Below are 13,911 nucleotides of genomic sequence, written 5' to 3'. Positions count from 1 at the left end.
CAATTAAAGTTATATATTTTTATATATAAATCCTAATCATGCCTATGTATTTAGGCTGGCTGCCGCCAATAAAAGATTTTCCGTAACGTAGTGGAGAAAAATCATCCTTTAGTAGGCTTCTCCTCTCCAACCATAAACATATTAAACTAAAAATCTGATTTTAATGTAGTAATAAATGTGGAATTGGGGACTATTGAACTAGCCTTAGAACTTCTTATGTCTCACAGTTAAAGAACCGTTAAGAAGCTTTCATGTTTGAACGAGGAACGAGTGAGTTTGAAAGCTTTAGGGGCTTTAACTGTGAGACATTTAGAAGTTCTTGGCGTATTGTGAACAGTCCCCAATTCCACATTTATTACGGAATTAAAATCAGATTTTTCTTCAATGTATTATGTTACAATATATGCTTATTCAGAGAGTTTTTTAGATATAAAGTCATCTAAAAAAGTTTTTAATACTGCTATAACAGGAACACTTAAAAACATTCCTATAACACCAAAGGTGCCTCCGCCTACAACTATGGCTAAAATTATCCAGAAGGGACTTAAGCCCACCTTATCACCTAAAATTTTAGGTCCTAAATACAAACCATCAAATTGTTGAAGTGCAAATATAAATATAAGTACCCAAATAGCTTTTATAGGATTATAAAATAAAGTGATTACAAAAGCCGGTATCATACCTATAAAAGGTCCGAAATAAGGTATCATATTAGTTACTCCTACTATTAAACTTAAAAATAAAGCAAAAGGAGCTTTTAGTATACTTAAACCTATAAAACAAAGTATGCCTATTATAAAAGAATCTATGGCTTTTCCAATTATGTATTTAAGGAAAATATTGTCCACTTCTTTTGAAACATGTATAATTTTATCCACAGTTTCTTCTTTTAATGTTGCATATAGAAATCTTTTAAAGCCGTATTTGAATTTTTCCTTGTCTTTTAGTATGTATACAGAAATTATAAAGCCTAGAATAGCTTTAAAAAATGAGGATGTAATGGTAATTGCTTTTGCTAAAGCTATATTTAAGCCTTCTCCTATGGAAGTAGTGAATTTGCCAGCAAGATCAGTAATCTTTTCATCTAGATTTATTCCTAGCTTGTCTAAAAAATCTAAACTTAAATTAGAATTATCTATCCAATGTTTTGTCTTATCAATGTAATCAGGAATGTTTTTAACTAAGTCACTTATACTGTGAGTTATTTTAGGAGAAATCCTTGTTATTAATAGTACTATGCTACCTAGTACTATTGTATAAACTATTAATAGACTAATTGTTCTTTTTAGTTTAAATTTTTTTTCTAAGTAGTTAACAGCTGGACTTAAAATATAAGCTATGGAAAATGCCCATATGAAAGAACTAATTATGGAGAAAAATGTTTTGAGAGATTTTGCAAATAAATCGATGTTATCAATGAATTTAAATAGCAAAAAAGAGATAATCAATATGGGTATTAAATTTAAATACGGTATTTTTTTGTTTTTAATCAAAATATTCACTCCTTGTATAATAATAAATTAAGATGAACTTTTTAAAATAGTATATTTAAAATAATACCACAAATAATATGTAAACAATAAAACTTGTTGCTAGATTTTATAATGAAATTATAAGTAGGTAATATTGTTTTTATAGAAGTTATTTTTATTTTCTATTAATTTTTTACTTATAGGTATTATATGAGGTCTTAGGGTTATAGGATCTTTTATTATATTAACATCGATGTCATAGGCTAATTGTATATTATGTTTAGTTAATACCTGCTCTGGTGCACCTATGGATATTATTTTACCATCTTTTAAAAGTATTAGATAGTCACTGTATTGTGATGCCAAGTTTAAATCGTGTAGAACAGCCACGATGGTCATGTTGGAATTTACAAATTTTACAGTGTCAAGTAGTTCAATTTGATGGTGTATATCTAAATTAGAAGTTGGTTCATCTAGTAAGAGTATATCTGTCTTTTGTGCAAGAGCTCTGGCAATAATTACACGTTGGCGTTCTCCACCGCTTAATTCTTTAATATTTTTATTTTTCAAAATCCATGTGTTAGTTACTTTCATACATTCTTCTACAATTCTCAAGTCTTCAGTGCTTTCAGAGGAAAATCTACCTACATATGGATTTCTCCCCATAAGAACTATATCCATAACCGAAAAGTCAAAATCAATAGAAGTATTTTGTGGAACCCAGGATATTTTTTTAGCTAATTCTTTATTTTTAATAAAATATAAATCTTCATTTTCAATAAATATAGTATCCTTTAGTTGTTCAAGGGATTTATTAATATTTTTTAAAAGAGTAGTTTTACCAGAGCCATTTGGACCAAGTATGCTGTAAAATTTATTCTTTTGAATATTTAAGTTTATATCTTCTAATATGGTTTTTTCTCCATACTTAAAATTTAAATTTTTCACAGTTATCATAACTATAGCACCTTCTTTTTATTTTGGTATAGTAAATATAAAAAATATGGTGCACCAAATAGTGCGGTAATGACTCCAACTGGTATTTCCGAAGGGTTTATTAATGTTCGTGCTAATGTGTCTGTAATGGTTAGAAATATAGCACCAAATAGTGCGGAAAAAGGAAATAAGATTTTATGATTAGGACCCACTATTAACCTAGCTATATGGGGAATTATAAGTCCTACAAAGCCAATTATACCTGTAACTGATACACAGGAAGCAACTATTAATGAAGAGGTAAGGAGTATTATTTTCTTAATTTTTTCTACATTTACTCCAAGACTTTCAGCGGTACTATCTCCAGTTAGCATAATATTTAAGTCTTTAGATAAAGAGATTATTATTAAGGAACCTATTAATATTATTGGAACTATTATTTTCAGCTCCTGCCAGCTAGCAGAGGAAACACTGCCCATTGTCCACATGTATATATCTTCTAATTGATTTCTATTAAAGAGCATTAGTATTGATATTATAGAAGAAAGCAGAAAGTTCATGGTTACTCCAGAAAGAAGTAGTGTGTTTGTAGGAAGCTTCTTACCTACTCTTGCAATATTATAAACAAATAAAGTAGTTAAGGTGCCTCCTAAAAAAGCGAAAAAGGATACTCCTATAATACTGTTCCAAAAGGAGAAATTTAATATTATACCTATAGTAGCACCTAAAGCAGAGCCAGATGAAATGCCTAATATATAAGGATCTGCCATGGGATTTTTAAATATAGCTTGAAAAGAACATCCTACTATAGATAAACCTATACCTATTATCATAGACATTAGTATTCTAGGTAAACGTATATTTAATACTATTAAGCTTTCTGAAGCTTTAATAGTAGAAGTATCTATTAAGTTATTTATAAAGGGAAGTTTAGAAAATAAAATTTTCATAGATTTAAAAAAGTTTATATCAGCAGCACCTAATGTGGCACAAAATATTATAAGCAAAAATAAAATAACAGTAAGAATAATGAATAATATGTTATAGTGTCTTTTTTTTTCTGTAAAATGCATGATTTTTCCTCATTTCAAATTATTCTTTAAAGGACTATCGACAACACAATCATTTGTATTAAGTGTCAATAGTCCTCTAGAGCTGTTTTATTTAAATAATTCAGGATGTATAATTTTTGCTAATGCTTCAAGACCATCTGCAAGTCTAGGGCCTTGTCTATCTAAAAGATTATTATCTATTTCATATAGCTTGTTATTTTTAATAGCTGCTAAATCCTTATATCCATTTGTATTTTGGATTCCTTTTTTAGCATCAAAATATTTAGAACATATTACCATATATGGATTTTTTTCTATAACCTTTTCTATACTATATTGCCAGCCTTTAACGTCAGAAGCTATATTCTTTCCACCAGCAGTTTCTATAAGTTCATTTATAAAAGTATCCCCACCAGCAGTGTAATCACCAAATTTACCATAAGAGATTACATAATATACAGAAGGTGTAGATTTACCTTTAACTTTTTCTCTTATAGAGTTCACTTTCTTTTTCATATTTGAAACTATTTCATTTGATTTTCCTTTTGAATTTAATATTGTTCCTAATTTTTCTATAGTACTATATGCTCCATCTAGATTATCTTTACCGTAAAGCACTACGGTTTTAATATTTAAAGCTTCTAGTTTTTGTAAAACTTTCTTATCAAAATGAGTAGAAGCAATAACTAAATCTGGTTTTAATTCAGCTATTTTTTCTATATTAGGATTTTTAAGGCCACCCACAGATTGAATTTTTTTAGAAGCTTCTGGATAGTCGCAGTAATCTGTTTTTCCAACTAATTTATCTCCTTTTCCAAGAGCAAAAATAGTTTCAGTTATATTTGGAGCAAGGGAAACTATTTTTTCAGGTTCTTTTTCTATAGTAACCTCTCTATTATATGAATCCTTTATATTTAAAGGATAAGAAATCTTTGTATCATTTTTAGCCTTAGAAGAGTTAGCATTTTTATTACTGCAGGCTGATAGGGAGAATAACATTGTTAAAAACAAGCAACTTACTATAAACTTTTTAAAAATTTTCATACAAATCCTCCTAATATTTTTAATTTTAGCAATATAAAAAACCATTATCTTGCGTAATAAAAGATAATGGTTACAAAAACAAACCAATGTCAGCTTTATCCGCGCAAGCTAATATTAAACCATTATAGGCAGGTCTCCTGACTTAGAATCATCATCTACTAACGCCTTCCCTAATTAAATTAAGTGGCATAAAGTCAATAGACTCCTCATTACAGTGGCGGGACCGTATGAGCTTTTCACCCATTTCCCTTTTAAACATTATAGTACCTATAATATGAACTATTTTATAAATTTACAAAATGATTATAGCACTTATATATTTATTAATCAAATGATTTAAATGCTTTAAGTTTACTGAGTATAAAAAGACAGCTTTTTTTAAATAATAGTATAAATAATAGTTAAAGCGTGTTTATAATATTAAAAATAATAAATTTTAGAGTTTTTGGTTACTAATAATTTTATATTAATGTTATACTAGATATTAGTTAGTAAATATAATACTATTACTTGGAAAGGAGGTAACGTTATAAGTTTCTAAACTTTTTGAGCAAATATTAAAACATGCTAAACTTTAAAAGATTAAAGGAGACTTTTAACGGTAAATCAGAAGTGGGAGAAAAACCTTCGTTAAAGCGAAATAAAAGAAAAGAAAATAAAACCATTAAGAGGAATAGTTTGTATGATGCAGCATATGAATTATTTATAACTAAAGGCATAAATAATACAGCCATAGATGATATAGTAAAAAAAGCTGGAGTGGCTAAGGGAACTTTTTATTTGTATTTTAAGGATAAATATGACATATTTGATAAAATAATTTTAAAAAAGAGCTCCGTAGTAATTAAAGAAGCTATGTCAGAAACTGAAAAAAATAAAGAAAAATTTGATGATTTCATAGAGGCTATAATATTTTTTATAAACTATTTAATTGAATACTTTAAGAATAACAAAATGCTTCTAAAATTGATACATAAAAACTTATCTTGGGGCATATATAGAAAAGCTGTGTATGATATAGATACTAATGAGGATATGAAGAGGCTAGTAGATATATTTATGAGGAATATAAATTCTGGTGAATATGATATAGAAGACTCAGGAAAGACTCTATTTATAATATTAGAGTTAACAAGTTCCATATGTTATAGTGGCATAATATTAGAAGAACCTGATAATATAGATAATATGAAACCGGTACTCTTTAAGAGTATAAGAAAGATATTAACAAAATAAAATATTAACAAAATAAAAACAATTATGGTACATTTTAAGTTCCTATAATTGTTTTTTATTTTTTACTTTTCATTAGAGATTTACAATAGTTATGGAATTGTTGAAATGTTAGTGAAATAAAATGAATTTGTGTATATATAAATTTAATCATACATTTAAGAAAGTTAATGAATGAATAACTTGCAAAATATACGTAAAAACATATTCCCTTTAAAAGTTAAAAAAGTCATAACACACTATATAATCTAGTATACAACTATTACTTTGTTAAAAAAATAATAAAAAGTTTTCTGAAAAAAGATATTTTAAATTTGATAAAATTCATATATAATAGTATGTAATATTTTAAAGGAAGGGAGTATATTTATGAGCAAAGAAGTGCAGGTTAAAGAAAGAGAACAATGGGGTTCCAAACTTGGATTTATATTAGCAGCTGCAGGATCAGCAGTGGGACTTGGAAACTTATGGAAGTTCCCTTATAAGGCAGGAACTAACGGAGGGGGAGCCTTTGTACTGGTATATGTAATTATAGTTTTATTATTAGGATTTAGCTTAATGATAGCTGAAATTGCTTTAGGCAGGCATACTCAGTTAAATGCCATAGGTGCATATGCAAAAATAAATAAAAAATGGGGCTGGGTAGGAGCTCTTGGGGTTTTTGCGGCTTTCCTTATATTGTCTTTTTACAGTGTCGTAGGTGGATGGGTTATCAACTACTTAGTAAAGTCAGCAACTGGAGCTTTAAAAGTAAGTGATCCAGAAATTTTGAAGGAGATATTTGGAGGATTTGTGTCTTCTACAACTATGCCCATAGTATATCATGGTATTTTTATGATAATTACTCTTGCTATAGTATTTATAGGTATTGGTAAGGGAATAGAAAAAGCTAGTAAAATAATGATGCCATCTTTATTTATAATAATTATTATTTTAGCAATACGATCTGTTACATTACCCGGAGCTATGGAAGGGGTGAAGTATTTTATAATTCCTGATTTTTCAAAAATAACAATGGATGTAGTTTTGGATGCACTTGGACAAGTATTTTTCTCTCTTAGCTTAGGTATGGGTTGTATGATAACTTACGGAAGTTATCTTGGAAAAGATACTAATATACCTAAAAGTGGAATCATAATTCCTTTAATAGATACAGCAGTGGCTTTATTGGCAGGTTTCGCTATTTTACCAGCAGTTTTTGCTTTCGGATTTAAACCTGATCAAGGACCAGGGCTTATGTTTGTGACATTACCAGCGGTATTTTCTAAGATGCCTTTTGGAACAATATTTGCAGTACTATTTTTCATACTTGTATTATTTGCAGCACTTACATCATCTATTTCATTGCTAGAGGTAGTAGTTGCTTATATAGTTGATAAGTGGGGGTTTTCAAGGCAGAGAAGTTCAATATGTTTAGCTTCAATTATATTTTTAATAGGAATTCCAGCGTCATTATCACAAGGTATATGGAGTAATATTCACTTATTAGGCAATAGGGGATTCTTTGATACTTATGACTTTATAGCAAGTAATATATTGTTACCATTAGGAGGTTTTCTTTTATGCATATTTGTAGGATGGATTTGGAAAAGAGAAGTATGCACAGATGAGATAACTAATGGTGGACAAATAAGATTTACATTGAAAAATGTTTGGTTCTTCTTAATAAGATATATATGTCCAGTAGCTATATTTATAGTATTTCTTAGAGCTATAAGATAATAAAAAAGGAGTAAATACCAGTGCTAAATCTTCAAATTAATATAGGAATTGAATTAGACACTGGGAATTAAATTCTTTATGGACTTAAGCACATTAATTGTTTAAATAAATATTATAAAATTATAGATGATATTTGTTTATAATGTGCTAAGAGGGTGAAGAAATGTTTAAACAAGAAAAAATAATAAAAAGAGTAGAGCCTTTAGAAGATGAAAAAATAGAAAATAGAAAACCTAAAATACAGATTTACTTAAATTGTAATAGTGTAAAAAAAGATTTTTTGAATATAAAAATGTATTTAGATGGTGAGAACATTAAGCATAAAATCAGTGATAAAAAAATAAAATATACACCTAAAAATAAACTGAAAATTGGGAGTCATATTATAAAAATTTCAGTAGTGATTTCTAGTGGAGAAACATATGATTATTCATGGAATTTTACTATAGCTGAAAAGGAAATCTTAAAATGTTATTTTGGAAATCTTCATTCGCATACTTCGTATTCGAGTGGGCAAGGCACTCCCACAGAAGCTTTTGATAGTGCAAAAAACATGGGAATGGATTTTTTGGCTTTAACGGACCACTCTAGAGCTTTAAATAGTGATGAGAAATGGAAAGGATACAAAAGTGCTTCTAATAAATTTAACAAAAAACATAAAAAAAATTTAGCTATTTATGGAAAAGAAATAAGTATAAAGGGAATAGGACACTTAAATTTATTTAATTGTGATAACATGGATAAATTAAAAATAAATAGGCTGGATAAATTAGAAAGCGTAATTGATAAATATGATGATGCAATATTATGTATAAATCATCCAGGAAAATCTGTGTATAATCTAAAAGATAAAAAACACCTAAATAAAAATATATGCATTATGGAAGTAGGAAATGGTAGTTTTGGAGAAAAATATAATAGATATGAAAAATATTATTATGGTATGTTAGATGAAGATTGGCACTTGGGGGCTGTAAATGGTCAAGATAATCATAAAAAAGATTGGGGTAAATGGGAAAATCTAACAGTGATTTTAGCTCCTAAGTTAAAGGAAAAGTATATTTTTGAAGCTATTAGAAACAGAAGAATTTACTCTACAGAAAGTGGTACCATGAAGCTTAGATTTAAGTTGGGAGATATCTGGATGGGCAGTGTTGTAAAGGGATATAAAAGAGGTAACTAACAGTTACAAATAAGTTATAAAAAGTTATAATTCACTGAGGAGTTTTATAACTTTTAACTTAGAAAATTGTTGACAGCCTCCCATGTTCATAAAGAGCATGGAGTGGTGTATTATATACATCCAAAATCCTTTGAATTGCTGGAAACCCCTAAAGCTAACTAAACTACAACGTAAGGATGAAAAAAACCTAGGCGTGATAGTTGTGAAAGCAGAAAAAATTAGTTGGATAGCATAAGGTTAAATCCTAAGTGCACCAATCTTATGGTTAAAAACCGTTAGGTTGCGATAATGGGCAATCAGCAGGTAAGCCTCGAAAAGAGGAAACTTCAACGACTATCCTGTGATGGGAGTACACTACAAGCTATTGGTAGTGGAAGTGGAGGACACCTTATATTAATTGACAATTGACAATTTAATTGAGGTGATGATATAGTCTACGCTCATATGAAAGTATGAGAAGTTCATGAGTTTTACAAGACTTTGAGAACTGCTTAGTATTAGCGATATTAGGTGAATATGCGTAAAACTTGTAAGAAGTTATAAATATATAATGCAATCATTAATTTCAATACAGTATAAATTTTTAACTTTAAAATCTAAAATCTTGCCACCTTTATAGTATTAGTCTATAAACCTAGCAATATAGGAGATAATAATACTAGAAGGTGAGGTGAGAAAATGATTAAGGCAATAAAAATAAGATTAAAACCCATTAATGACCAGGAAATATTAATGTTTAAATCCGTAGGATGCGCAAGATTTGCTTACAACTGGGGACTTTCAAAATGGGAAGAGATGAACAAAAATGGGCTTAAACCTTCAAAGGCAAAAGTAAGAACAGATTTTAATAATAGCATTAAAAAGAATAAGGATTATAAGTGGGTAAATGAAGTATCTGCTCAAGTTACACAATATGCCTTTGAAGATTTAAATAGTGCCTATGATAATTTCTTTAAAGGATTATCAAAACATCCTAAATTTAAAACTAAAAGACATTCTAAAAAATCCTTTTATGTTAGATATGATGCCATTAAATTTAACCATGGAAAAGTCAATATAGAGAAAATAGGTAAAGTTAAGTATAAGACTAATTATAATATACCCAATTTGCCTAAATACAATAATCCAAGATGCTATTTTGACGGTAAGTACTGGTATTTAACATTAGGATTTGAGCACAATGAAAACCAAGTTGAGATTAATAAAGATTTATCTTTAGGTATTGATTTGGGATTAATGAATTTAGCCATTGTAAACTGTTTAGAAAAGCCCATTAAAAACATTAATAAATCCTTAAGGGTTAGAAAGTTAAAAAAGAAATTAAAAAGATTGCAAAGAAAGGTATCAAGAAAATATGAAGCGAATAGACAGGAAAATAAATTTATAAAAACTAAAAATATATTAGAAATGGAAAGACAAATCAAATTAGTCCATAGAAAGCTAAACTATATAAGACTAAATCATATTCATCAGGCTACTAATAAAATAGTTAAGTTAAGACCTTATAGAATTGTCATGGAAGATTTAAATATAAGTGGAATGATGAAAAATAAACACTTAGCAAAGGCAATTCAAGAGCAATGTTTTTATGAATTTATAAGACAAATAAAATACAAATGTGAATTTAATGGAATAGAATTTTTCATGGCAGATAGATTTTATCCAAGTTCTAAAACTTGTAGCTCTTGTAGGAATATTAAAGAAAATTTAAGGCTAAAAGATAGAATTTATGTATGCCCTAAATGTGGACTAAAAATAGACAGAGATAAAAATGCTTCAATTAATCTTGGTAACTATAAATTAGCATAATATCACCTAAAAGATAATGCTAATGTGTACCCTGCGTTGTGGGGGAATTCAAGTCCTAGGAGAGTTACACAAACTAGAGTAGAATAATTAATTATTCAAAATAGAACTCTATGAACAGGAAATGTTATTTGGTAACAAATAACGCAAATAAAATTTATATATTTATAACTTTTTATAAGTTTTATGCAACGGAGAAGTTATACAGTTTACTGTAGAATGTGAAGATGAAAAAATACCTATAGAAAAACTTCAAATAATAACTAATGGCGCGATTGTTTTAGAGGAAAAGGATGTCTTGGATTATAAGTGTTTATGGAGACCTAAAATTGAATTAGAAAGTGATAATGCTTGGTATGTGGTTAAGGTTATTCAAAATGGAGAAAGAATAGGGATATCTTCCCCTATAATAGTAAAATAGGACAAAACTTCAAGAATTCCAACTTAAACTTTAAATTCTACATTAGATGAATAAACGTTCTTAATTTAAAATTTAGTCAGATAACATAGCAGCTTTTGCTAAAATCAAACTACCTACAATTTATTATCATTTAGATAAATTTGCTGAAAAAGGTTATATAAATTTTGTTGTTGAAAAAGATGCCAATAGGCCTGAAAAAACAGTATATTCTATCACCGATTTAGGAGTTACTTATTTTAAATGTCTAATTAATAAAACTTCAGCTGAAAATTATAGTGTGGAATTTGATTTTGATGGAGTGTTATATTTTTCAGATATTACTAATAAGAATGCTATAATTAAAAACTTAAATAGAAAAAAAGAGTATATAGAAAATAAGCTAAAAGAATTAATAGGTGTTAATATTATTTCAGAATTTCGCTTTAAATGTGATGAATTGTTTTCTAGTGAAATGTGATATGATAATGTTAGAATGCTTCTTGGAATTTCCGTGCATGGGGTAATCTTTAATTATTTTCCGCATCAAATTAAAATAGAAAATATGACAGAAAATCAATGGTGGGATTTTTGCAAAGAAAAACTTCCCAAGGCATGTATAGCTCACTCAATAATAAGTAATAATGCCTAAAATTATTATATTTTCTTGTTTAGTATAGTTATGAGGTAATGTCTAAATATTAAGCAAGAAATTTTAAATATTTTTATTTATTATATATTGATTGTATATGAAAATCTAAGCTTAATTGAGTATTAGTAATAAGAAATTTCAATTAGAGTTGAAGTAATATAATAATAGCTTGGGGGATAGCGTATCCTTCTTAAGTTATAATATTAATCTAAAGCAAAAGGGCCTTATCACGAGACCCTTTAAATTTTTATAATAAGAAGTTATCTATATTTTAATAACTTCAAACCCATAATCCCTATCAATAATCCTATACCTATTACAATATCCTAAGATTTTAATATCCATATAAATATACTCAAAGGTTCCTATGAAATTTATTAAAAACATCAGGACTTAAGTAAGATTAAAAGCGTTAAATATAATAGAAATCATTAAGCGGAGTATCAGTAAGGCTATGGTTTTACCTAGTGCCTTTCATATTGGAGCCTCTACCAAGGAGTCCCTCTCTTATATAGGTATTTTATGAATTGAGTTGTGTTAATAGCGATTGAAATATGTACAGTTATAGGAAATAATGGTATTATGTTTATGAAGAATGCTACAGATTAGTAAAAACTATAAAGTAAAAATATTTATATAATCAACATATAAATAGTAATTTATAGAGCTGTTTATTTGTGATTATATTATGAAGTTTTATATAATACCTAGAAAATACTTTGAAAGTCTCTTGACTTTGACGTCGTGTCGTCCATTATTCTGATTATAGAAAGGAGATGAGCGTATGAAGTTGATGACTATCAGCGAGGTAACCAAAGCCTTTAATGTTTCTACTCGAATGCTTTGGTACTATGAACAAATCGGGCTGTTACCCAGTCAACGCAAAGAAGACTACGCCTATCGGGTTTATGATGAAAATGCTGTAAGACGCTTACAGTACATCATTATATTACGCAAGCTACGGATTCCACTAAAGCAAATTGCATTGATTTGCAAAGCTCCCGAACAAATTCGGATTATCGAAATATTCCAAAAAAATATTGCCGAGCTTAATGATGAGATAACTGCACTTATTACTATTCGTGATGTGTTGAGGATATTTGTATCACGATTGAACGAAAGTACTGAAATAACCATTAAACTTGATCTGTTGCAAGATGCTGATATCATAAAAATCATTGAACCTCTAACCCTTTCCAAAATTAATTTTAAGGAGGAACGATCAATGGAAGAACTAAATAAGGCAAATGAGACACTGGGGAAGTTACGGAATGTTCGTGTTGTTTTGCTACCACCCTGTACTGTTGCTTCGTATCATTTTGTTGGTGAAAACCCGGAAGAAACCGTTGGAGGTGTGGTAGACAAATTTGTTCGTGAGAGTAAGCTGTACGAAAAGAAACCCGACGCAAGAATGTTTGGATTTAATCATCCAAATCCATCTTCTAGTAGACCGCATCACGGATATGAGGACTGGGTGACCATTCCTTACGACATGGAAGTCCCGGAACCGCTGGTAAAAAAGAGGTTTGAGGGCGGAATGTACGCAGTGCATACTATTGTATTCCCTGATTTCCACGAATGGAAGCTTTTGAGCAAATGGGTAGAAGAAAGTGATAAGTATGCTCACAATTACAGTGAGCAGGGAGACGAGATTATGGGTGGATGCCTTGAAGAACATTTGAATTGGATTTATTGTTGTAATATGGGTTGGCCAGAAAACGGAATAGATGGGCAGATAGATTTACTTTTGCCAATAAAGTTAAAATAACATCTATGTTGAGTAAATTGAGCATACCCTGCACCATGACAAGTTGTAATTTGAGGAGGTCAAAATATGAAGATTGAAACTGATAGATTACAGATTATGGAGTTTACTATGGATATGATAGAAGATGTTCATAAGAATTCTTTAGATGAAGATAACAGACGATTTGTTCCAGATGAGGCATTTGAGACTATTGAGGATGCAAAAGAGACAGTTGAGTACCTAATGGCACAGTATAATGGTGGAGAAGGACCATTTGTATATCCTGTTATTACAAAAGAAGGACAAAACATTGGGTATGTCCAGCTGGTAGAAGTTAAAGAAGGATGGGAATTAGGATATCATATAGCAAAAGCATATACTGGAAAAGGGTATGCAACAGAAGCTGTATGTGCATTTTTACCATATATAGTTAAGAAAAGAAATTTAGAACAAATTTTAGGAATCTGTTTAGAAGAAAATGTAGCTTCGACGAAAGTTATGGAAAAATGTGGGTTTCGAAATATCTTTGTTGGCGAAGGGATGTACCAAGGTAAAACACACCGTATTGTTAAGAATGTTTGGAAACGATAAATTGGAATTTGTAGAGTAGTTAAGAATTAAGAAGTAAAAAAATAAGAGTGAAAAGGTAAGAAATAATAGGTAAAAG

12 protein-coding genes and 1 riboswitch are annotated in these 13,911 nt (G+C 29.1%); of the genes, 8 read left to right on the top strand and 4 right to left on the bottom strand.

From position 1 onward, the window contains the following. Positions 1–407: 407 nt before the first annotated feature. The 4 genes from CC89_RS15995 to CC89_RS15980 all read right to left on the bottom strand — a co-directional run bounded on the left by CC89_RS15995 (position 408) and on the right by CC89_RS15980 (position 4,504). Positions 408–1,493: an AI-2E family transporter gene (locus CC89_RS15995; RefSeq protein ID WP_035293892.1), complete on the bottom strand. Its 1,086-nt coding sequence runs from the start codon at positions 1,491–1,493 to the stop codon at positions 408–410. Positions 1,494–1,610: 117 nt separating this feature from the next. Further along, complete coding sequence (locus CC89_RS15990; RefSeq protein ID WP_051931904.1) at positions 1,611–2,429, bottom strand: ABC transporter ATP-binding protein; 819 nt, start codon at positions 2,427–2,429, stop codon at positions 1,611–1,613. Between the two features lie 2 nt (positions 2,430–2,431). Then, entirely contained in the window at positions 2,432–3,481 is a 1,050-nt protein-coding gene (locus CC89_RS15985; RefSeq protein ID WP_051931902.1) for a FecCD family ABC transporter permease, read from the bottom strand. 87 nt (positions 3,482–3,568) lie between these two features. Beyond that, complete coding sequence (locus tag CC89_RS15980; protein WP_035293890.1) at positions 3,569–4,504, bottom strand: ABC transporter substrate-binding protein; 936 nt, start codon at positions 4,502–4,504, stop codon at positions 3,569–3,571. A gap of 110 nt (positions 4,505–4,614) precedes the next feature. Then, positions 4,615–4,790: riboswitch (cobalamin riboswitch) on the bottom strand. A 278-nt stretch (positions 4,791–5,068) separates the two neighbouring features. Between CC89_RS15980 and CC89_RS15975 the strand changes: the two genes are divergently transcribed. The 8 genes from CC89_RS15975 (at position 5,069) to CC89_RS19645 (ending at position 13,835) form a co-directional block, all read left to right on the top strand. Further along, positions 5,069–5,740, top strand: coding sequence for a TetR/AcrR family transcriptional regulator (locus CC89_RS15975; protein ID WP_081897090.1), 672 nt, complete (start codon positions 5,069–5,071; stop codon positions 5,738–5,740). Between the two features lie 366 nt (positions 5,741–6,106). Beyond that, on the top strand, positions 6,107–7,459 hold the full coding sequence (locus tag CC89_RS15970) for a sodium-dependent transporter (protein ID WP_185750789.1): 1,353 nt from the start codon (positions 6,107–6,109) through the stop codon (positions 7,457–7,459). A gap of 163 nt (positions 7,460–7,622) precedes the next feature. Beyond that, positions 7,623–8,642, top strand: coding sequence for a CehA/McbA family metallohydrolase (locus tag CC89_RS15965; RefSeq protein WP_051931900.1), 1,020 nt, complete (start codon positions 7,623–7,625; stop codon positions 8,640–8,642). Positions 8,643–9,320: 678 nt separating this feature from the next. Continuing rightward, complete coding sequence (locus CC89_RS15960) at positions 9,321–10,451, top strand: RNA-guided endonuclease InsQ/TnpB family protein (protein WP_035293888.1); 1,131 nt, start codon at positions 9,321–9,323, stop codon at positions 10,449–10,451. Positions 10,452–10,746: 295 nt separating this feature from the next. Beyond that, a complete protein-coding gene (locus CC89_RS21235) occupies positions 10,747–10,869 on the top strand; it encodes a hypothetical protein (RefSeq protein ID WP_286161377.1) in 123 nt (40 codons plus the stop codon). A gap of 277 nt (positions 10,870–11,146) precedes the next feature. After that, complete coding sequence (locus CC89_RS21230) at positions 11,147–11,326, top strand: hypothetical protein (RefSeq protein WP_286161376.1); 180 nt, start codon at positions 11,147–11,149, stop codon at positions 11,324–11,326. A gap of 955 nt (positions 11,327–12,281) precedes the next feature. Beyond that, entirely contained in the window at positions 12,282–13,265 is a 984-nt protein-coding gene (locus CC89_RS15950) for an effector binding domain-containing protein (protein ID WP_035293886.1), read from the top strand. 66 nt (positions 13,266–13,331) lie between these two features. Next, entirely contained in the window at positions 13,332–13,835 is a 504-nt protein-coding gene (locus tag CC89_RS19645) for a GNAT family N-acetyltransferase (RefSeq protein ID WP_051931898.1), read from the top strand. Positions 13,836–13,911 lie beyond the last annotated feature (76 nt).

The sequence above is a fragment of the Clostridium sp. KNHs214 genome (assembly GCF_000744935.1).
GTDB lineage: Bacteria > Bacillota > Clostridia > Clostridiales > Clostridiaceae > Haloimpatiens.
This window is presented reverse-complemented; position numbering and strand designations above follow the sequence as displayed.

Coding starts and splice junctions, on each gene's coding strand:
- CC89_RS15990 (WP_051931904.1), bottom strand. CDS start 2,429: ATGATAACTGTGAAAAATTTAAATTTTAAGTATGGAGAAAAAACCATA.
- CC89_RS15985 (WP_051931902.1), bottom strand. CDS start 3,481: ATGCATTTTACAGAAAAAAAAAGACACTATAACATATTATTCATTATT.
- CC89_RS15980 (WP_035293890.1), bottom strand. CDS start 4,504: ATGAAAATTTTTAAAAAGTTTATAGTAAGTTGCTTGTTTTTAACAATG.
- CC89_RS15975 (WP_081897090.1), top strand. CDS start 5,069: ATGCTAAACTTTAAAAGATTAAAGGAGACTTTTAACGGTAAATCAGAA.
- CC89_RS15970 (WP_185750789.1), top strand. CDS start 6,107: ATGAGCAAAGAAGTGCAGGTTAAAGAAAGAGAACAATGGGGTTCCAAA.
- CC89_RS15965 (WP_051931900.1), top strand. CDS start 7,623: ATGTTTAAACAAGAAAAAATAATAAAAAGAGTAGAGCCTTTAGAAGAT.
- CC89_RS15960 (WP_035293888.1), top strand. CDS start 9,321: ATGATTAAGGCAATAAAAATAAGATTAAAACCCATTAATGACCAGGAA.
- CC89_RS15950 (WP_035293886.1), top strand. CDS start 12,282: ATGAAGTTGATGACTATCAGCGAGGTAACCAAAGCCTTTAATGTTTCT.
- CC89_RS19645 (WP_051931898.1), top strand. CDS start 13,332: ATGAAGATTGAAACTGATAGATTACAGATTATGGAGTTTACTATGGAT.